Annotated in this window: 17 protein-coding genes; 10 read left to right on the top strand and 7 right to left on the bottom strand. The window is 39.9% G+C overall.

The features are described from left to right. Positions 1 to 3: 3 nt before the first annotated feature. Entirely contained in the window at positions 4 to 1,866 is a 1,863-nt protein-coding gene (locus WKF66_RS07305) for an ABC transporter ATP-binding protein (RefSeq protein WP_489673770.1), read from the top strand. A gap of 211 nt (positions 1,867 to 2,077) precedes the next feature. Here WKF66_RS07305 and WKF66_RS07300 read toward each other — a convergent pair whose 3' ends face one another. Continuing rightward, entirely contained in the window at positions 2,078 to 2,941 is an 864-nt protein-coding gene (locus WKF66_RS07300; RefSeq protein ID WP_489673769.1) for a cyanophycinase, read from the bottom strand. Positions 2,942 to 3,454: 513 nt separating this feature from the next. On the opposite strand from WKF66_RS07300, the gene WKF66_RS07295 reads away from it, so the two are divergent. Together WKF66_RS07295 and WKF66_RS07290 are read left to right on the top strand one after the other, a co-directional pair. Beyond that, complete coding sequence (locus tag WKF66_RS07295; RefSeq protein ID WP_489673768.1) at positions 3,455 to 4,948, top strand: PhoX family protein; 1,494 nt, start codon at positions 3,455 to 3,457, stop codon at positions 4,946 to 4,948. Positions 4,949 to 5,014: 66 nt separating this feature from the next. Continuing rightward, positions 5,015 to 6,811, top strand: a complete 1,797-nt coding sequence (locus WKF66_RS07290) for a cytochrome-c peroxidase (RefSeq protein ID WP_489673767.1) — start codon at positions 5,015 to 5,017, stop codon at positions 6,809 to 6,811. 17 nt (positions 6,812 to 6,828) lie between these two features. Here WKF66_RS07290 and WKF66_RS07285 read toward each other — a convergent pair whose 3' ends face one another. The 3 genes from WKF66_RS07285 to WKF66_RS07275 all read right to left on the bottom strand — a co-directional run bounded on the left by WKF66_RS07285 (position 6,829) and on the right by WKF66_RS07275 (position 10,578). After that, complete coding sequence (locus tag WKF66_RS07285) at positions 6,829 to 9,180, bottom strand: redoxin domain-containing protein (RefSeq protein WP_489673766.1); 2,352 nt, start codon at positions 9,178 to 9,180, stop codon at positions 6,829 to 6,831. Positions 9,181 to 9,281: 101 nt separating this feature from the next. Continuing rightward, the gene (locus WKF66_RS07280; RefSeq protein WP_489673765.1) at positions 9,282 to 9,608 is read right to left on the bottom strand and encodes a DUF3140 domain-containing protein; all 327 of its coding nucleotides are present in this window, start codon (positions 9,606 to 9,608) and stop codon (positions 9,282 to 9,284) included. Between the two features lie 109 nt (positions 9,609 to 9,717). Beyond that, positions 9,718 to 10,578, bottom strand: coding sequence for a TlpA family protein disulfide reductase (locus WKF66_RS07275; protein ID WP_489673764.1), 861 nt, complete (start codon positions 10,576 to 10,578; stop codon positions 9,718 to 9,720). A gap of 85 nt (positions 10,579 to 10,663) precedes the next feature. Here WKF66_RS07275 and WKF66_RS07270 point away from each other — a divergent pair, with 85 nt between their 5' ends. The 5 genes from WKF66_RS07270 (at position 10,664) to WKF66_RS07250 (ending at position 14,404) form a co-directional block, all read left to right on the top strand. Next, positions 10,664 to 11,092, top strand: a complete 429-nt coding sequence (locus WKF66_RS07270; protein ID WP_489673763.1) for a cupin domain-containing protein — start codon at positions 10,664 to 10,666, stop codon at positions 11,090 to 11,092. 31 nt (positions 11,093 to 11,123) lie between these two features. Beyond that, complete coding sequence (locus WKF66_RS07265) at positions 11,124 to 11,750, top strand: alpha-ketoglutarate-dependent dioxygenase AlkB (protein ID WP_489673762.1); 627 nt, start codon at positions 11,124 to 11,126, stop codon at positions 11,748 to 11,750. Positions 11,751 to 11,763: 13 nt separating this feature from the next. Beyond that, complete coding sequence (locus WKF66_RS07260; RefSeq protein ID WP_489673761.1) at positions 11,764 to 12,198, top strand: hypothetical protein; 435 nt, start codon at positions 11,764 to 11,766, stop codon at positions 12,196 to 12,198. A gap of 112 nt (positions 12,199 to 12,310) precedes the next feature. Beyond that, on the top strand, positions 12,311 to 13,693 hold the full coding sequence (locus WKF66_RS07255) for a sensor histidine kinase (RefSeq protein ID WP_489673760.1): 1,383 nt from the start codon (positions 12,311 to 12,313) through the stop codon (positions 13,691 to 13,693). 9 nt (positions 13,694 to 13,702) lie between these two features. Then, complete coding sequence (locus WKF66_RS07250; protein ID WP_489673759.1) at positions 13,703 to 14,404, top strand: LytR/AlgR family response regulator transcription factor; 702 nt, start codon at positions 13,703 to 13,705, stop codon at positions 14,402 to 14,404. A 19-nt stretch (positions 14,405 to 14,423) separates the two neighbouring features. Here the strand turns inward: WKF66_RS07250 and WKF66_RS07245 are convergent, their stop codons facing one another. From WKF66_RS07245 to WKF66_RS07235, 3 genes are all read right to left on the bottom strand, one after another. Continuing rightward, complete coding sequence (locus WKF66_RS07245; RefSeq protein ID WP_489673758.1) at positions 14,424 to 15,968, bottom strand: cryptochrome/photolyase family protein; 1,545 nt, start codon at positions 15,966 to 15,968, stop codon at positions 14,424 to 14,426. 144 nt (positions 15,969 to 16,112) lie between these two features. Beyond that, complete coding sequence (locus tag WKF66_RS07240) at positions 16,113 to 16,406, bottom strand: antibiotic biosynthesis monooxygenase family protein (RefSeq protein WP_489673757.1); 294 nt, start codon at positions 16,404 to 16,406, stop codon at positions 16,113 to 16,115. An 89-nt stretch (positions 16,407 to 16,495) separates the two neighbouring features. Beyond that, positions 16,496 to 17,449 carry a serine hydrolase domain-containing protein gene (locus WKF66_RS07235; protein ID WP_489674219.1) on the bottom strand — a complete coding sequence of 318 codons (954 nt, stop codon included), beginning with the start codon at positions 17,447 to 17,449 and terminating at the stop codon, positions 16,496 to 16,498. Positions 17,450 to 17,929: 480 nt separating this feature from the next. Here WKF66_RS07235 and WKF66_RS07230 point away from each other — a divergent pair, with 480 nt between their 5' ends. Continuing rightward, a complete protein-coding gene (locus tag WKF66_RS07230) occupies positions 17,930 to 18,778 on the top strand; it encodes a GLPGLI family protein (protein ID WP_489673756.1) in 849 nt (282 codons plus the stop codon). Next, entirely contained in the window at positions 18,775 to 21,426 is a 2,652-nt protein-coding gene (locus WKF66_RS07225) for a porin family protein (RefSeq protein WP_489673755.1), read from the top strand. Before WKF66_RS07230 ends, WKF66_RS07225 begins: the two co-directional genes overlap by 4 nt. Positions 21,427 to 21,472: the final 46 nt, after the last annotated feature.

Raw genomic sequence — 21,472 nt, 5'->3', positions numbered from 1 at the left:
GCAATGAAAGATAGTTGGAAGCACACTTTTGGTAAAAAGGATAGCTCAGGCAAAAAAAAATCGGGTTTCTTGCCTCTGCAAGACCGACTTGGGGCCTATCGTTATCTCCCGAAATTCTTAAATCTGATTTGGAATACAAGCCCTTGGCTAACTTCGGTAGGTGTTTTTATGCGCATTTCGCAATCGGTATTGCCGTTGGGAGTACTCTATGCTGGAAAGCTGATTATCGATCAGGTTGTAAATATTATACGAGACCAAACTGTGTCTCATACATATTTGTGGCAATTAGTAGGAATTGAATTCGTTTTAATAATCCTTATCGCAACATGCGGCAAAATCAGTATGCTTGTTGAAGAGTTGCTCGGCGATTTACTAACCAGCCGAACAAGCATAATGATAATGTCTCACGCCGCCAAGATTGATTTAGACCAATTCGAAGATTCTGTTTTTTATGATAAGCTAGAGCGCGCCAGACAACAGACGGGAGGACGAGCCCAACTTCTTTCACATATATTTGCCCAGCTCCAAGATGTGCTTACCGTAGGAATTATGGCTACCGGTTTAGTAGTTTACAACCCGTGGCTAATTTTAATACTGTTTATAGCAGTTATTCCTTCGTTTGTTGGTGAAGCATACTTTAATTCTAAAAACTACAATTTAATCCGTCGACAAACTCAGGGCCGACGCGAGCTCGACTATCTAACTCTTATTGGAAGTGGAGATACGGCTGCCAAAGAGGTAAGACTTTTTGACTTGTCTCAGTTTCTTATCACCAGATTTAGAAATTTATTCACTGCCTTTTACAGAGATAGAAAATCGTTGGGTGTTCGAAGAACAGGTTTGGGTATTTTACTAGGAATACCAGGTTCTTTAGGTTATTATATTGTTTTTATATATATTATAAGGGATGTAATTTCAGGCGCAATTACTATTGGTGGCTTAACCCTTTTGCTAGCAACGATTCGCCAGCTTGGAATGCTTTTTCAAAATGTGGCAAGGCGTTTCAATGCGGTTGCTAAAGAAGCAATTTATTTACAAGATTTCTTTGACTTTTTCGAAATTATGCCTAAGATTAAAGTGCCGCTTAATCCGAGGCCCTTTCCTAATCCCATTAAAATGGGCTTCACTTTCGAGAATGTTGGTTTTAAATATATTAATTCAGAGCGTTGGGCCAATCGACATTTAAACTTTACGCTTCGCCCGGGCGAGAAACTGGCGCTGGTTGGGGAAAACGGAGCGGGTAAAACAACTTTGGTAAAACTCCTGGTTCGACTTTATGATCCTACTGAAGGTCATATTTTGCTCGATGGTCACAACTTGCAAGAGTATGATTTAACAGAGTTACGGAGGGAGATGGGAATTATTTTTCAGGACTTTCTCCGCTATCAAATGACAATGTCTGAAAATATCGCTGTTGGTAATATCAGTCAGAAAGACAATGAAAAACTGATCGTAAACGCAGCAAAGCGAAGCCTAGCCGACGCAATCATTCAAAAATTGCCTCATCAATATAACCAGATGTTAGGGAAACAATTTAATAACGGAGTTGAACTTTCGGGCGGTGAATGGCAAAAAGTGGCCTTAGCAAGGGCTTACATGCGTGATGCGAGGATAATGATTCTCGATGAACCAACGGCAGCATTGGATGCCAGATCTGAGTATGAGGTTTTTCAGCGCTTTTCTGAGGCTACAAAAGACAAGACTGCAGTACTAATCTCACACCGTTTCTCTACAGTTAGAATGGCAGACCGAATTTTGGTGCTGGATAAGGGTGAAATACTTGAAATTGGCAGCCATGAAGAGTTATTGACTCAAGAAGGAAGATATGCCGAGTTATTTCAATTACAGGCATCCGGATACAAATAAAGGACAGATTAACTTTCAGCATTATTTTATTGCTGGCTCAGCCGGGTATTTTTTGGCCAAATAGCCGCGAGTTCGTAAATCCATTCGGGTGCCTTCCATTCATTAATCTGCCCCAAGATGGAGTTAGGCTGAATAAGGCACTGCGATTCTCTCGTCGGCCATCTCCGACGTTAGATGCGTCTTGACTCGGAGACAGCGTTTAGACTTGATTTTAGATATGCGGCGGATTATTTTGCGGTATAACGAAAGCGTCCCCTTTTGATAAAAAATGCGTACAGAGATTTCGAATAGATATTGCATCCTTTGAACTGAAATGGAGAACATTGCTTTCCGTGATGTTGTGACCTTCGATCATAATAACTATTCCACTTCCAACAACTTCCGCTTCAATTCCATTTCGGACTACAATTGCTGTATCCTCCTCTATTCCTATACCGATACAGGTTGGGTTAGTAGCTATGACCTGTGCCATACGTACCACGCGTCCACGGTCCACAAAATGAGTATCCAGGCAAACGTCTTTCAGAAATTCGAGGCCAGTTGTGACCTTTACTTCACCAGTAATCTGCTGTACCTCTTGATTGCCCGCATAAATCATTGGTGTAGACATTGCCATAGCTCCCGCACTTGTACCGCCAATCACTAACCCGTCATTAATATAACGTTGCTTTAGAACCAATAAAGCTTTGCTTCCTCCATATAATGATGTTAGCTTCAGTTGATCACCGCCACTAAAAAATACTCCATCTACCTCTTGCATCCAGGATATATCGTCCTTTAATACCTCTTCTCTAACTTCGTGATGGATATGAATCAGATTTTCAACGTTAATTTCTGCGAAGGCCTCCTTATAGTCCTGGAAAATTTCAGCGCCTTCGCTACTCGCTGTAGTTATAACCGCAATAACTGGGTTCTCTTTCCCGATGATGCTAACAAATGACCTTAAGATTTCAAGCGGTTCTGAATTCTCCTTCTGAATTTCCTTTTCCGGCTTCTCGCCTTTACTCTCTTTTCCTCCGATGATCACTAATACACCATTAGGTACCGGGCATTCATTGATTGGTTTTTGTTTCATAATAGAAGATCTCTCAAGGAAACTCCTCATGTTAAGCTTTAGTTTTGCTAAAGTAAATTAATAAAAGAGGCTTTGCGTTTGGTACAATCGAAGCATGTTCTAAGTTCAGTACTTTTCCTGCCACGATGGGTAAAGTGCTCATTTGTTAGTCGACCGATGACGGCTTTATTGTGAGTTATACGCCTGATGCACTGGCCCTTTCAACAAGGAATACGTATTCTTTAGAAGCATAAACCTTCTCGCCCTCATCGTATTGCGTATTTGAAAAAGCATTGACATGAACGTAACTGTAGAGAAAATCAGCCAGACAAGGGGTGCAAGCTTCGGCTTACACATACAGCGCATACGGGAAGATTTTCCCATGTTGAAAATGAAGTATCATATGGTATCTTGTTTATTTAAAATTTGTTTATTTCTAATGATTCTAAACTACTTACCGCACGCTAACTTAATATACATTTAATTTTCGCTCAACATTCACAGTCTAGTTTTGTCGCAAACGAAAACAAAACTATGAACAACAAATTATTTAATAAAAAGTCACTTACGCTTGCAGTGGCGGCATTCGTAAGCGCCGCAGTCGCAATCAGTGCGTGTACCAAAGATAGAGGTCAGGAGCAAATCGTTCCGCCGGTAACATCAGCAGAACTAAAAGACTTTTCTGTAAACCCGTCATTGCTGACTACGATGCCTGGTTTCGAAAGCTTAAAAATAACGACTTTAATCAGCTCAGATGATGTGCTTGCAGAATCACCCAATTTTATATTTGGTGCTCAGCCAGACGGTGCAGGAATTATTCGGAATCCAGCAGGTGAGGGCTTTATAATGATAAACAATCATGAAATCCTTCAATCGGTTTCCAGGGTTTATCTGGATAAGAATTTTAAGCCGGTAAAAGGTGAATATATTGTTGACTCAGATGGCGGTATGACGAGACTTTGCTCTGCAACTTTAGCAACACCTGAAGAACATGGTTTTGCCAAGCCTATTTTTTTAACAGCCGGAGAGAGCGGTGCTGAATCAATGATTCATGCTATAGATCCATTAGCAACTGCAGAGAAAAAGAACAATCAAAGAACGCTAAGTGCTTTAGGTAGATGGAGTGCAGAAAATGCGGTTCCGTTGCCGAAGGGTGCTTATAGTGGTAAAAGTGTAATCTTGATTGGTGAGGATGAAACTGATGGTCAGTTGGCAATGTACGTTTCCAATACCCAGGGTGATCTTCAAAATGGAAAACTATATGTGATGAAACGCAGTACCAATGATCCTGTAGAGACGAGCATGAGTAAAGGACAAAGTTATGATGTAGAGTTTGTGGAGCTGGACAATGTGAAAAGCAGTATTGGAGCGCAACTTCAACAGCAGACTATTGATAAAAAGGCTTTAATGCTGGCCAGGGTAGAAGATATAGACTATAGAAAAGGCAGTGCAGCAAATGGGAGAGAGATTTACTTTACAGCAACTGGCGTAAGTCAAGGCGATAAATTGACGCCAGTAAATGGAAAGACAATGTGGGGTAGAGTATACAAGTTGGTATTAGATGAAAGCAATCCTCTAAAAGGTAAACTTGAAGTAGCTGTTGACGGAAACGACAGTCCTGGAAAAAGCATTGTCAATCCAGACAACATATGTGTCACCGAAAACTTTGTTTACATCCAGGAAGATGGAGATTCTTTCTATAAGAACAATGATCACGACGGTACAATTTGGCAGTTTACAATGGCTTCAAAAGCGTTGAAACCAATGCTACAAATGAACCATAGAAGAGGAGACGCAACCTTTAACGCCAAATACAATCCGTCAAATAATTTACAATTAAGTACTTGGGAATATGGCGCTATGTACGACGTGTCTGAGTTGACTGGAACACCGGACACATTTGTAGTGAATTTACATCCACATACCTGGACTAGTGATAAATACAAGAATGCAGACGGTGGCTCTACAAGATTAGTTAACAATAACGAGGGTGGTCAAGTGGTCATCGTAAGAGGTATTTCAAAATAATTGCAATTCCGTTTTATGTATCCCTGGCAACTCTTGTTGCCAGGGATATTTTATTTCAAGTGATCAATGATAGTGTTTAATAAAAAGATTGGTGTTTTTGCGACACTCCTATTGCTAACAACCTCTGTATCTATTTTCTGTAATCTTGAACAAGTAACCGAGACTGTGTTGGTTAAACAGTACTTCGATAAAAATCTGCTTGAGTTACAGGAGATAGTGAGTAAGTCTTTTTTAAGCGCCGTTAACCATGGGGACGAAAAGAAAATCAAAGAAGAATTTCTACTTACGCGGCAAAAATATAAGGAGGTTGAGTTTTATGTAGAGTACTTTTTTCCGACTACAGCAGTCCTGCTAAATGGGGCACCCATAGACGAAATTGAACTCGGTGAAAATCTAATTGAAAATCCTACAGGGTTTCAAGTTATGGAGGAGTTAATTTTCAACGGCCCAGTTGCTAAAAATAAAGAAGAGCTGCTTAACGAGATCAAAAAGATGAAACTTAATTTGGCTAGGATCTCCAGGTTCAATGAACAGTATCAGATTACAGATGCCCAGATCCTTGATGCCCTTAGATTGGAGATTTTTAGAATCACGAGCTTAGGAATAACTGGTTTCGATGCCCCACTCGCTTTAAACTCGCTGCCAGAGTCGGCATCGGCCTTGCGTGGCGTTCATGCCGTTCTGGATTGTTATGGTGATCAAACAACTAATGTGCTTGTTAATCAAGCTATCAACTTTGTGCAATCGGCGGAATCTTACGATAATTTCGACAGACTCCAGTTTACTACGGAGTTCTTGCAGCCTATCAATGAAGGAATCGCCTCATTGCGAAACAAAAGACAAATACTGACAGCAGCAAGTGGTTCGGCACTTAGGGAAGATGCAACAAGTATGTTTGGGAAAAACGCTTTTGATGTAAATCGTTTTGTAAGTAACAGCGCCTCCTTTATCAGTAAAGAAAAATCGACATTAGGTGAAGCCTTGTTCAGTGATGTAATTTTGTCAAATAACGGCGGGCGGAGCTGTCAGAGTTGTCATCATCAAGCTTTGGCTTTTACCGACGGATTACCGAAGCCGGCGGGAATCTCCAAATTAAAAATGCTTGACCGCAATACGCCGACATTAATGTATGCCGGTTTACAGCGTGGTTTCTTTTACGACTTAAAAGCTGGATCTTTAGAAGATCAGGCCCTTGACGTTGTTCATCATAAAGAAGAGATGGGTGGTTCTCTGGAACAGGCTACAATCCGCATTAATAAAACGAAAAAATATAGTAAGCTTTTTAAAGATGCCTTTCCCGATTCTACAGGTACGGCAAATCCCTGGAAGATTCAGCATGCATTGGCATCCTACATAAGGTCTTTGTCTCCATTTACCTCAAAGTTGGACCGCTATATGGGAGGAGACAAGTCGCAGTTAACATCCGTTGAGAAATCTGGTTATAATCTTTTTATGGGAAAGGCTAAATGTGGCAGCTGTCATTTTGCTCCCATCTTCAATGGAACTCAGGCACCACTTTTCCTTAAGAGTGAAGCTGAAGTACTTGGTGTTCCTTCAGCTCCGGATACGATCGCTGCTGTGATTGATTCGGACCCGGGAAGGTTTGGTCTTTACCAATATCCTCAGTACCGTTATGCTTTTAAGACGCCTACAGTAAGAAATATTTCTAGAACAGCTCCTTATATGCACAATGGGGTTTACAGAACGTTAGAACAGGTGCTTGATTTTTATAATCGGGGCGGTGGCGCAGGAATTGGAATACATTTAGACAACCAAACACTTTCAGGTGATCCGCTTAAGCTAAGCCGCAATGAAATTAAATCGGTCATTGCATTTTTGAACGCACTGGAAGATAAACCTTAAGAATTGAAATCAGACAATCACAACTCCCAATTCATATACTTTTTAACAGCGGCCTTATAATCCATGCTTGTGGGAATCATCAAATAGACATCATTAGGCAACAGCAATAACTTGGTAGGGTAGGACGCAATCTTGAATTGTTTTTCTACTTTATCATCCGACATGAGTACCTGATAGCTAAATTTCTTCTTCTCCATGAAATCATCTACCAAATTCTTTTTGTCGTAACATGCTATTGTCGTAACCATCAATTTATCTGGCACAGGGTTGTTAACATGTAAGTCTTCAATTTTATCTATTTCAGCGACACAGGCGCCACACCAGGTACCCCAAAAGTCGATAAAAACATATTTACCATTACCAGTTGCATTGTTAACCTCCAAACCCCCACGTTCTTTTAAATTGAACTTAGGCGACGCCGGTAACTTGTCTTTTAATGCTTGTCTAAAAAACACGTTAAAATCCCCTTGCGGAAAAGCTTTGACATATTTTTCTTTCAATATCGTATAGCGATCGGGCTCAACAATCACCATGTCCACATACTTTTTAAGCATTTCCTCCGGAGACATCCCTGTTGCCCCTGCAGAATTAATATACAACTCTGTATAGTTCCTTTCGGGTAAAAAAGGATATTCGTCGCTAACTATATACTTGTTTCCAATGAGTTGATCTTGGGTCGGTAGGTAGTCGCTGGCTAGCTGCAAGTATCTCGTTGCATGTTTCGGTTCCATTAAACTCTTCCTGTAATACGCATCGGCAAGTTGCTTTCGCAACAAGAACTGGAGCGGCTGCACACGACTTTCAAAGTGATACCTGTCCATACTTTCGCCCTCAAAGGGCTTGCTTGCATCTGCGATCCCATCTCTAAACATCTCCATACTGTAATCCAAATAGGCGTTACTGATTGAATCAGGAACCTTAAGTGTCTTCATCCGGTCGTATATCAATAGTCGATAGCGACCATAATTGTCAAATACACTACTGAAGCGCTCATCGGCCAGGGTTTCAACTTCTTTAGGGGTACTAGCTAAGGTTGCGCGAAGATACACTGCTACGCCATCGAAGACGTCGCTCAGCTTCGGTAGGTTAAGTTTCAAAGCTCCATTAACCATTTCCTGGATCTTTAAGAGCTCTGCTCTGCTGGTTTTTGGATTACGGATATCTTCTGCGATGGTAAAATTCGCCACATATGCAACATGCGCCACATTTGACGGATAGTCGCCACTTGCGGCGAACTTAGTAAACATAACTTTCAGTGCTTCTGTAAATTTTTCTGTATTTCTTTGCTCATACGCCTTTGTTGCCTTAGACGCTACGTCAGCATCAGTGCGTAAGTACTCCAGCGGAACTTTCTCGATCAGTTTCATCTTGGCTTCATAGTCAAACCAGCTTAACACCTGTATCGCAGCAGCGTTAAATTCAAGGTCGTTAGGATCAACCAGCTTCGACAGAGAATCGAGCTTCTTTCTCGCAACTTCTTCTAAATCCACTTTTCCTTTGCTTTCGCCGTACCATTCATATAGGTCAATAGCATCCCGGACAGCTTTTTTCTGGGGAGTTTGGTAAGCTTTAAGGTTGGTTTCATTTGCGAATTCACTGAACAAATCCATAGTAGACTTAAACCCGGCGATGTTGGATGACTTTAGACTAAACCACCATCCATAACGGTCAGATTGCTTTGTACCTTTAATGGGGACCGTCCCCTGAGCAATAGAGTCCATATAAAAGAAATTAGTCAGTCCTGAACTAATATCAACCACGGTTTCCTTTTTCAGAGTTATGAGTGCATCAACTTTTCCTGGCTCAAATTTGCGGAAGACGGTATCTATTTTTGGCGCAGTGCGACGGTTAAACGCATACCCGATCTTCCTGATAAAGGACTCTGGGAGAGTAGCGTATTTAATGAATTTTTCATTGGGGTCTCCATATCGGTTCTCTGGTACTTGCTGCTTAATTGCTTGTCTTTTGATCTTCGCTACGATACTATCAAGGCCTCTGATAGCCGTGACCTTTCCAGCGGTATCCATATCGAAAAATACCGGATTTTTGCTGAGAACATCGTTAATAACGTTGGAGATGGTTGACGTAGGAGTAGAAGGTACGTTGCTATCTTCTATTCGGCCATTATGGGAATAATAAGATAACTTTCTACCAGATTGCATTTTTATATTATAAACTCCCTTTTTCCATCCAAGTACCTCAAATTGATAGGTACTTAGGTTAAGGCTCTTAATCTCTATGGAATGCAGGTAACTGTTTCGTTCCAGCAACTCATATGTTAATTTCTGGCCTTTAACTAGTTTCACTTTTTGTGCCTTGGCAAAAGTACCGACAATAAGCAATGCCAGACAGAGAATAAATTTTTTCATGAGCGTTTTATTTGGTATTCCTCAAATAAAAGTCAGAGTTCAGACTAAGCCAATATTTGGTTATCAGCAAGTTAGTTAAAATGTTTAATAACTAGTAGACTTTAGTGAGCTAGCTCATCATGGCCCCAATTTTTTAGGGAATAGTGCCAGTTCGAATCTGAAACATCGCCTGTTGGCTTTTGCGCCAAATGCCGCTTTATATATCCTATCACTTTTTGCATATGTTTGTAGTCGGATTCAGCAAGGTTACTTTTATGTTTACGCAAGATTTCTGTAATCCGCTCTCCAGATTTATGTCCAATCGACTCCCCATCGCCGCTGTCCCATCCGACAGATTTAGATTCTTCTGATTCCAACCACTTATCGAGCTTTGATGGGCTCATGTTTACCAAGTCTGTAAACTCCTCGTAGATTTCTTTCTGATCCATTGTCGACAATTTATTAATACTTAACGCTTCAAAAGAAAATTCGTTTACAAAGTATCGCGTTGCGAATGTTATGGCCGACTGGCTGAATAGATAGCAAAAAGAAACCAGTCTATCTTCGAGGATTCACATCGCTTAATTCTGGGGTAGGTACCGCCAGATCGGTACTCATCTTAAGCATTCTTTTAAAAAACTTTTCTACATCATCGGCTTCGTTAGTGATTTTAACTACCTGACCTTTTGCGTTTACAAGGATATGGGTTGGGTAACTGGAAACATTCAATTGCTTGGACATATAACCTTCTTGTTCTGCTACGGTCTCATAGTCAAACCTGGTCTTTTCCAGGAACCTTTTCAAATGCTTTTTGTCATCTATAGCCAAGCTCAAAAAAATAATATCGTTTCTGTTCTTGTAGCTTTCGACAAGATCGTTTAATTGAGGCATTTCTTTAACGCATGGAACGCAAGAAATAAACCAACACTTCATCAAGATAATTTTGCCTTTAGTATTTTCATTCGTATAATGCGCACCTGTTAAGGTAGTAAAATCGAATTTCGGAACCTGTTGGCCTTCCATATTAAAAAATACCAACTGCTCTGTAGCAAATTGCTTCATATACTCAGAGATATACTTGTCCGATTTCTTAGGCGCGCGTTTTAATTGATAGCGTATGGTATCACTTGGATTGATTAATATGGGCTGAAACTTACCAGTGCTTAAAAGGTTCAAGAACTTAGTTTTTGAAACCCTCTTATAATTGTTGTCAGTGGCAAGGAAATCTTCATTTAGTTTTATATTCTTGCTGTAGTAGTTCCAAAACGAATTGAATTCAGTAAAGGGTGTAGCTTCTTTAATAGTTTCAAGCTTAGTTTGAACCACAATGTCTATTTTAACAATAGGCTCCCTGGTTGTGTTATTGTTGCAACTGATTAATAGAATAGCTAACGAAACAACCGGTGTTATATAGCGCATGACCTTCAAATGTATGATTAAGATAACAATTTTTTGTTTGATACAATCTACAAGTTGCCTTACATTTGATTTATTTTCCGCCATAATGAAATTATCTATCAAACCTGAGAGGCTATCACGAGTATTCAAGAAACATCATATAGAAGGTCTCCCTTTTTCCGCTTCAATCAATGAGTTTAGCGCTCCAGACACTGGTGATCCACATGACCATCCTTTCGACTTTGTGACGCATATTTTAGATGGGGGATATACAGAGCGAACGTATAGCATAGATGAGCAAGGTAATGTTAAAATCCAAGATGTCGAACGCAAGCCTGGCACATCTCATTTCGTTAAAGCAACAGATATCCATCAGATAGTTCACCTTACCACGGGCCACTGCGTAACGCTAATGATCCCACAATCTGGTCATGTCAGGGCTACTTGCTTTTATCGTTTTTTAGATGGAAGAGCTTATCGAAGGTTGTGGAACAAGCGTAAATTTATGCCAGTGACCCAAGGGGATTTGGTTTAACACAAACGAAGATATTGCTTGTTATTTACCAATGGAAACAGCAGTGCCAGGCTTATTTTTATATTCTGATTTTATTGATGAAATACGGGAAAAACAACTATTAGAAGAGATAGATAACCAAAAGTGGGTTGTTGACTATTCAAGGAGGTTACAGTATTACGGCTTTCGCAATGAGCTGGATAAGCCGTACGACCTCATAGCATTCCCAATACCTATCCCACCGCAAATCCTCCAATTATCATTAGAGATTGTAGAACAGAAAGTGCTGCTTCTCCAACCAGACCAGGTGATCATCAATGAATATACTCCAGGGGAAGGAATTAAGCCACATAAAGACCGGAATTATTTCGAGAACCAAATATGTGGTGTAAACTTAGGAAGCGGTTGCATCATGAAATTTATTAAAGGCAAAAATCTGGAGGTTTTTGATGTGGAGATTCCAAGACGATCCTTATATGTGATGCAGGATGATGCTCGCAGGAAATGGAGTCATGGTATACCACCGAGGAAGAAAGACAGTATAAATGGCATTGTGCAACACCGGGAAAGAAGGGTGTCAATTACTTACCGAAAAGTCAAACCTTCGAAAGTACAACCTCTCGATCCTAATGGAAAAGTGGCCAAAATGTTAAAGGAGGTATTCTTGGTCGGCCAGTAACTAATTAAGTATTATGGAAATACGAGAACAAATCAAGGCGTATATTGAATCTCAAGCGGAACCAAAACGCAGTGAAATTATAGAACTGCATCAACTCATCTTGAGAATAATGCCAGACTGTAAACTATGGTTCATAGATGGTAAAGACAGCAAAGGGAAAATTGTTTCTAACCCGAGTATAGGATATGGATTACAGAGCATTATCTATGCAGATGGAAAAACCAGGGAATTTTATCAAATCGGTATCAGCACAAATACATTAGGAATTTCAGTTTATATCCTTGGTATCAAAGACAAGAACTACTTAGTACAGACCTATGGGAAAGACCTCGGAAAGGCAAGTGTAACGGGGTATTGCATTAAATTCAAAACGTTAGCAGGTATAAAAATTGATAAGCTTGAAGAGGCAATTCGTTACGGCTTTGAGCATAATCATTCAGCTACATAGCAAACGCCAGATCAGCCAACACAACCATTCGTCACATATTCAAGTAGGTTCATCACATTTTTATTCTTGTAAAAATAAGTAGGCGTAACATTGTGAATCAAATCCGCTTATCATGACTAAATTAAACGAATCTGCCCGGGTAGAACTCATCGCATTTACAGCAATTGCCATTGTGGCTTTCCTTTTTAATGCTTTCGAAGCCGTAAATGAACACATAAGTATTCAAAACCATGTGTTTTATGAAAGATTCTGGATCCACCTGCTTTTTACCTATGTAATTACCTGTCTAAGTTATTTTATACTGTTCTTTTATGTAAGTGCGGAAACAATTGGCGGAGCACCTAAATCTCCCAATGCCATCATTCTTGTCTCCTTATTTATTGAAATATGCTTTATTGTTGGACTCATCAATCCATACTTTGCAATGATACTGGCCATAAAAATGATGACCATTTATGTTCTCTCCATCAAGAAACAGGAAAAACAGAACGTTGCACAAGATGCGTTGCTATTGTTTTCTCTTGCACTTTTTGTTCATGGTGTCTCTGTAGTAGTAAACTATAATATTGAAATTGCTCAGATTTTAAGCACTATATTACCTATTGCCATACTTCATTACCTGTACATCCTTCATGTTATACTACCGAACCTGAATGGTAAAAGGAGATTGTTCTGGAAGTTCTTGGGACGAATCGTGCTAACAACCCTCGCTTGTCAACTGCTTTTAGCTCTTATGATGTTGGCGTTTGACATTAATGACGCAGTAAATTACCTTATTCCGTTAAACACTGGCGCACAATTAATCGCCGTACCTCTGATCTCCTTTATTGTATACAAAGGCAGAATGAGGAGAGATCTGGAGGAAATTAGAGCGCTTAAAACCGAACTTGGCAAATCTGACGCTAATCTCAACTTTCTGAAGTCCCAGATCAATCCGCATTTCCTGTTTAACGCACTAAATACGCTATATGGAACTGCCTTGCAGGAAAATGCAGAGCGTACAGGTGAAGGGATTCAAAAGTTAGGGGATATGATGCGCTTTATGCTGGAAGAGAACGTAGCGGACAAAACGTTACTGGCCACAGATATCAATTATCTGAAAAACTACATCTCATTACAAAAACTACGAATTGCGACGAGTCCAAACATCAACATCGAAACGGATATAGAAGAACCGGCAGAGCAGTACCTCATTGCGCCGATGATGCTGTTACCTTTTGTAGAAAATGCTTTTAAACACGGGATCAGCCTTAACACCCCTTCTCATGTTAAATTAACTCTTCAGACTAAAGACGGTCAACTGTTTCTGGATGTAAGCAACAGCATCAACAAAGCCAGTGAAACAGATCCTGAGCGCTTGCATGGAGGCATTGGGTTACAGAATGTAAAACAGCGTCTCTCGCTGCTCTACCCCAATAAGCATGAACTTATCATCAGGGAAAATGCGAAAGAGTTTTTTGTACATCTTACAATTGAGCTGTCCGGAATTGATTAGTTTTATCCTATGATCGCAATTGCTATTGATGATGAACCTATTGCTCTTGATATTGTGAGGTTACATGCTTCTAAACTGCCAATCTTAACACTAGCGGCCACTTTCACCAACGCCTTCGAAGCCATGCATTACTTGCAGCAACATCAAGTGGATCTAATCTTTTTGGATATTAAGATGCCTGATATTAACGGGATAGACTTCATTCATGCCTTAAATAGCCCACCTATGGTCATTTTTACTACGGCTTATTCAGAACATGCCGTAAAAAGCTTCGAACTGGATGCCATAGATTACCTGCTTAAACCTTTCTCTCTTCCACGTTTTATAAAGGCTTGTAATAAAGCAAACGAATTATATAACCTTCGGTTAAGGCCGGCGGGCGATCAACCTCAGGAATATTTGTTTATTAAGGATAGTTATGAGCAGATCAAAGTTCAATTAGAGGACATTCTGTTTATTGAGGCAGCCGGAAACTATACCAGAATCCAACTACAGGACCAAAGAATGCTTAGCACACGGATGACCATCGGCGACATGTTGAAACTGCTTCCCCTTAAAAAATTTGTACGAACGCACCGTGCGTTTATAATTGCCCTGAATAAAGTGGATAAGTATGATCGGAGTCAGATATGGCTCGGAAGTCACATTGTTCCTATAGGAAACACTTATTCGCAGTGTCTTCAGGAACTCCGCGATTCGCCCAGCTCTTGAAAATTGTTAGTAGATGCACTTATAATTCTTCCAGATGTTCAAGGCAATAGTTGGCGCGTAGTAAAATAGCTTCTCTGTCTAGTGCAGCCATTTTATCCCATAAGCGATAAACCATTGAAAGTCGAAAGTTTAAGCTCAACTTCTCGCGATGGCGATCATGAAAGTCCCAGTAAAGGCTATTGAATGGACAAGCGTTATATTCTGTTCTTTTCGTCCGGTCATAGTGGCAATTCTCACAATAATTACTTTGTTTGTGAATGTAATTGGCGCTTCCAGTGTAGGGTTTGGATCCAGTGATTCCCCCATCTGCATACTGACTCATCCCTCTGGTATTCGTAACCTCGACCCATTGAATTGCATCAATGTAAATTCCGAGATACCAAAAATCAACGTCGTCCGGATTAATACCTGCCAACAAAGCAAAGTTACCAGAGATCATCAAGCGCTGGATATGATGTGCGTAGGCATGTTCCAATGATTGGCTGATGCTATGCTTTAAACAATTCATTTTGGTCTTCCCAGTCCAATACCAATCTGGCAATTTCCTTTGGTGATTAAAATAATTCAAAGTCTCGAATTCCGGCATCTTCAGCCAGTAGATACCACGCATGTACTCGCGCCAGCCTATGATCTGTCGAAGAAATCCCTCCAATTGGTTAATGGAAATACTCTTTCTATCTTGTTCCCAGGCGGCAATTGCGGCTCCCACTACTTCTTTGGGCGAAAGCATCTTTGAATTCATTGCGAAAGACAGTCGGGAATGGTAAATCGACCATTCGTCTGTATGCATTGCATCCTGAAACGTACCAAACAAGGGGAGGCAGTATTCGGTGAAATAGTTTAACAGTTTAATAGCCTGCTTATGGTTAAGGGGCCAGTAAAAATAATCGGGATTTATGGAACCAATTGTTTTTACGTCTGCTTTCGTAATGCGCTCATATTGGGCTCGCACATTGTTATCTAACAACAATGGTGGGTTCGGCTTGTGATTCTTCGGTAATTTACTTCTGTTTTCTTCATCGAAATTCCATTTTCCTCCTACAGGTTCCTTACCAGCCATAAGTATCTGATGTTTCCTGCGCATCTCCCGGTAGAAGTTTTCCATTAATAACCCTTTTTTCCCAGAGAAGAATGTGCCTAATTCCTCCCGATCAGTATAAAAATGTTCGGTATCGTAGGCCTGACTTGGGATCTCTAATCTGCTACAGTATGCTTTTAGATTTTCATCCAGCCGATACTCATCAGGCAGCTGATATTCAAATTTTTCTATAGTAAACTTTTCTATCAGGGTATCGCAGTTGGCTTCAAAGCTTTGCTTATTCGATGGTTCATCAAGTTTTATATAAACCGTATCGTGACCTGTAGCTTTTAGATCCTCTGCAAAATTCTCCATTGCTGCGAAGAATGCACAGGCCTTTTGAATGTGATGCCACACATAATCAGTCTCCGACCGCACTTCCATCATTACATATAAGGTCGATGCATCCTGACTGGCGTACCAGCAATGCCGAAAATTGAGCTGGTCGCCCAAAATCAGTCTTAATGTCTTGTACTTGTTTTCCATGAATAGTTAACATTTCAAGTGATTCTAACCGTCCCAATTGAGATGGGGCCCTATCAAATTTAAACATTGTGAATAGTGACGCTGCTAGAATATAATAGTCTATTAAACGACATTCAATTCAAACCATGAATCAATTTGATAAGCTTAACATGTAATTTGAATGAAATGTTCTACTATGGGGAATGGATCGTAATGATGATGTAAGAGTCGTTTCCATTCAACATATTCGTGTGATTCTCGGAATCCGATAGTGTGATCCTCCAGTTTATCCCACTCAACGAGAAGAACATACTTATTAGAAACCTCAATACATTTCTGTAAACTATGCTTTTTATATCCTGGGATCGCCGATATATATTTGCCAGCCTCTTTGAAATCGTTCTCAAACTCTTTGATTTGATTGTCTTTTACAAATAGCACAGCAATTTCTGTTATCATCTCAAGATTTTTGTTGCAATATATAATGTTATATTATATGGGTAATATTTAAATAGTTCCATCTGCCCCCAATGCGATTTTCTTAAATTTTACAAGATATCTCTTAAAAATCTAGCAGCCGTATCTAACAAGATTGTCGATCCAACGTTATAGTTGCGCATCAATATTATGGAGTATTTACTGTCATCATCGATTAAATACTGAGAAGCATAACCTGGAATTAGTCCGCTGTGACCGATCAAATTAACGTTAGTTCTAGGGTCTAACCCTATGCCTAAGCCGTAATCTTTACCTCCTTTTGGCGTTATTTGCATCTTACGTATGCTGGCTTTAGTTAGTAGACCTGATTTTACTATAAATGTGCAGATAAATTTAGCCAAATCTGTGGGAGTTGAGAAGAGGCCGCTATTCGGCACACCGTACCCTAATCCTTGCAACTGTGATTTTGGTAATCTCTTATCTACGACTCCATCAGGATTATGTAGCCCTTGCGCAACATGAGACAAACAGGCACTGTTAGGTGCAAAGAAAGTATTCTTCATACTCAACGGATCGAGTATCCTCTGTTTAATCATTTCCATATACGGCTTACCCGATGCGCGTTCTAAAGCAAGCCCAAGAATGCAGAAACCAACATCTGAGTGCAGCCAATGATCTCCGGGCTTTGATTCAAACCTTAAGCTACTCAAAGAAGATAATGTTATTTTGTCCCATTCATTGACAGGGCCGAAATTAGCACCACTCATTTCAGACCATCGCATCAACCCTGAGGTGTTAGACGCCAATTGCCTTAATGTAAACTTTGTATCCTTGCTATAACCAATTATATTAACTACTTCAGGTAGATATTGTTCGGCCGGATCATCTAAATTGACGATTTTATCCTCAACCAATAACATTAATAATGTTGCTGTAAAGGTTTTTGTTATGGATGCTATGCGGTATATAGTACGAGTATCGGCTACCTCTTTACTATCTTGGTTAGCGTAGCCAAAGGCACTTGACCATATCACTTTATTATTTTTGATTACCGCTGCAGATATGCTTCCGTCTAAGCCATCTTTGCTTAAATCTGTTCTTAGTTCTCTCTCAAGCCGAGCTTATTGCTTGCGTTTCACGTTCGCTATTCTGCGCAAAGCATGCTATTGGACACAAATAAGTAAGGAGCAGCGCTGCAGTAAAGGCAAACCAAGAACTTTTAAAAGGTATCATATATGCTTAGTTTCTAAATTATAATAAGTTAGAAGCATTTGGCTTATCGAAGATAATGTTTTTTAAAAAGTATTTTACTTTCGTTTGTAAGACTTCAGACCACTACGGTTTACGAAACAATGCAATATTTTGAGTGATCAAAAATTAGTTCAGTACAATTTTAACCAGTTATTACCCGTAATGATTAATTATTTTTCACAACCATCCTTTACAGTATTCAAAGGCTTAAAACGCTTAAAAAGAATTGTATTTTGTACCCAATGTGTCAGATTAAGTTGCCTTTCCTATTAGCAAACATAAATAATCATAAAATGAAGTTACCATTTCTCATATTCTTCAGTCTACTGAGCACTATTTCCTGCCTGGCTCAAAATACTTCCAAACTATTAAAAGACACCACAACCCTCAGAGTTTACTACGTTCTTTCCAAAAAGGCTAAGGGTGCAGATCAGGTTGCTCGTGTTGATACGATGCTTTTAGACATTGGAAAAAGCTTTTCCAGATTTTATGATCCTGGAAGATTGAAAAGAGATTCTGCAATCAGCAACATCATTAGTACAACTGACCCAAGTTCAATAAAAGGTGTAAACGTGATCAAGGACGACGAAACAGGTAGTATGTCTGAGATGGAGGGGACGGTTTCATCTAGTGCTCTGGAGGGTGAAAGCTATCAAATCATAAAAAGTAGAAGAGGGGAAGTGACGGTCTTTGATTATGGTCAGCACATAGTGACCAAACTGCAGTATGAAGACAATTTCCCTAAACTGATCTGGCAATTACAAGAGGGAACAGATTCCATCGGTGGTTATGCATGTCAAAAAGCAACTTTAAACTTTAGAGGTCGTAATTATACGGCTTGGTTTACCACCGAGATTCCGATCAGTGAAGGCCCCTGGAAATTATCTGGACTTCCTGGATTGATCTTAAAGGTCGAAGACGCAGAACAGCTATTCTCTTTCATCATGATTGGCTTAATCCAGCCCAAACAGATCATGCCTTATCAAGTTGCCAAATCAGAGTATTTAAAAATTAGCAGAGAAGATTACAGGAAACAAGTGCTAAAAAGGGGCGCTGGGATGAAAGTCAACTTCACCAATGGGATCATGACCATAGGAACAGTTCCTAACAAGTCTACGCCAACCCTAATGGAGCTGGAATGAAAGTCAAGATAACGCTCTCTTTGATTTTTATACTTTTTGCTTTTCATCAATTGTATGCCCAAACAACATTTCGCGGTACAGTTAAAGACGTTGACGAGAAAAAACCCATGTCGGGAATCAGCATTACTGTAAAGGCAAAAGGAGCAACTGCTATCCTTAATTACGCTTTGTCTGACGACAAAGGCAACTACAAACTGACCTTCAAAACGTCTTCTGATAGCGTTTTAGTGGCTGTCTCCGGCATGAGCATTAAAAGGCAAAACATCTCTTACTTGAATAGGGATCAAACCCTAGACTTTAATGTTGCTTTTGAAAGAGTCGTCTTAAAAGAAATGACCGTAAAGCCGCCCAAGATCCGCAGACTGGATGACACCCTGAATTACGATGTAGACCAATTTACCAATAAAAGCGACCGCACCATCGGCGAGGTTCTTAGACGAATGCCTGGAATTAAGGTGGCAGAGAATGGGTCCATATCGTACAACGGTAAACCAATTAACAGATTTTATATCGACAATCAGGACATGTTGGAGGGGCGATATGGGGTGGCAACAAATAATATTGAAGCAAAGGATGTTGCTTCGGTGCAAGTGATGGAAAATCACCAGCCTATAAAAGCTTTAAAAGGCAAAGAGTTCAGGGAGGAGGGAGCAATCAATCTCAAACTAAAAGAAAGTGCCAAAAATGTACTAGTAGCCACCGCCCAGATTGGCGCAGGTGGCGCTCCTTTCTTGTGGAATAATGAAGCGTTTAGTATGTATTTCGGTAAGGGAAAGCAACTTTTGACTACGTATAAAGGCAACAATACCGGTGATGATTCTGCATCTGACCTACAAAATTTCTTTGGCGGTGACAACTATTTGAGCTTCCCGATTGGCTTAGGAATCCAATCCCCGTCTGGTCCGGCTGTAAGTCGCAAACGATACTTGCTAAATAATGATCATGCCATATCCGTCAATAGTCTGCGGAGTTTCGGCAAAGACTATAAGTTAACAGGAAATATTGGGTATGCTACTGATAGGCAGAAAAAGGATAGCTATTCTAGGATTGAAAATTACCTTCCTGGTGATAGTACTTTAATAATAGAGGAACGCCTTCATTCTTTAGAGCGTTATCATTATGTGGATGGAACTGTAAAGCTAAATGCCAATACCGATGCTTATTTCTTCGACAATTCATTGAGGTTTAATGGAGATTTAGCTCGCAACGATTATGGTAGCGTAAGTAATAGTCAGTTTATTGAGCAAAATAGATCAGCGCCTTACTTTAGAATCAGCAATAACTTAAGTGTGATAAAGAATTATAAGAAAACAACTGTCCGACTGAGTTCTTATAACGGCTATGGAACAAAAGATGAGCAATTACTTGTTCGGCCGATGCTTTATCCAACACTATTTGCGGAGGGTACTACATCAAATGGATTACAGCAATCTTTGGCACAAAAAAGTTTCGTTAGTGTAAGTAATATAGGCTTTGGAGTGAATCATGGGAAGTTCAGACAAAATTATAATACAGGATTCAATGCTAATGTAGTTCACCTAAACTCCGCTTTACAAAGCGCTGGAAGTATCGGTGATTTAGGTGGTAAAGCTGATTCGCTGAGCAATCTTATCAACTGGCGTAGATACGATACATCCCTATCGCCAGAATATTCTTACATTGATAAGGTAGCAAATATCACCCTAAGGCTGCCTGCAACGTATATTGTTCAGCAGAATAATGACAGGTTAGGGAATATGGAGCGTGATATGAATCGCTTATTTTTTACCCCTTCGATCGCTGTAATTTATAGATTAAATCTGCTTTGGCAACTGAACGGTCGTGCTGGATACTCCAGAGGCCTGGATGGTTTGGCTTATGGATTTACCGGGTACATCATGGAATCATACCGTTCCTTAACTAGAAACGAGGGCCAATTGCCGGAAATGAGCTCCCTATCTTATGCCTTTGATTTAAAATATAGCCACCCAATTACCCAGGTATTCGGTTACCTATCTGGCGGTTCTTACAAATCTAAAAGTAACCTTCTTTTTGGCACGGAATTTCAGGGATTTTTGGCTATTAGGAGAACCTTAATTATTCCGAACTCCAGTAAGGGGTATAACTTTACTTTAAATGCGGGGAAGGGCTTTGATGGTACGTTTAAGAAAGTTGAATTTACAGCCAGTTACAACAATTCAGAAAATGTACAGCTCAATCAATTGGTAATCACTCAGTTTGAGAACAGAAGTTATGCGGCGGGTGCAGGTATAGAATTAAAGGCATCGAAGTGGGGTAATTTTGATTACGGAATAAGCTACTGGAGAAGTGAGAATGTTGTTCAATATGATACCAGGAACTTTGATCCCATCAATTCTTTTTCACAAATTGGAGTACTGAATTTCTATCCTGTAAAAAAGTTGATCGTCAACCTAAAGTACGATTACAATTACAATAGCGCAGTTACTGGCAACGGTAGGATTATGAATTTCGCAGATGCCAGTATCCGATACAAGCTTAAGACCGTGGAATTTACGCTTAACTACAACAACATCTTCAATACAAAACGATATATTTCTGCAGCATATAGTGGAATTGGATCTTACTATGCGAGTTATGATTTAAGGCCAACTCAGGTTTTAGCCAAGATTAGGTTTAAGATAAATTAGTTTTGAATTAATCAAAATGAGTAGCTAAATAATGAACTGAATGCAG

Origin of the sequence: Pedobacter sp. (assembly GCF_037719805.1) — a bacterium.
Taxonomy (GTDB): domain Bacteria; phylum Bacteroidota; class Bacteroidia; order Sphingobacteriales; family Sphingobacteriaceae; genus Pedobacter.
The sequence above is the reverse complement of the archived record's forward strand: the minus strand, read 5'-3'. Positions and strand labels throughout refer to the sequence as shown.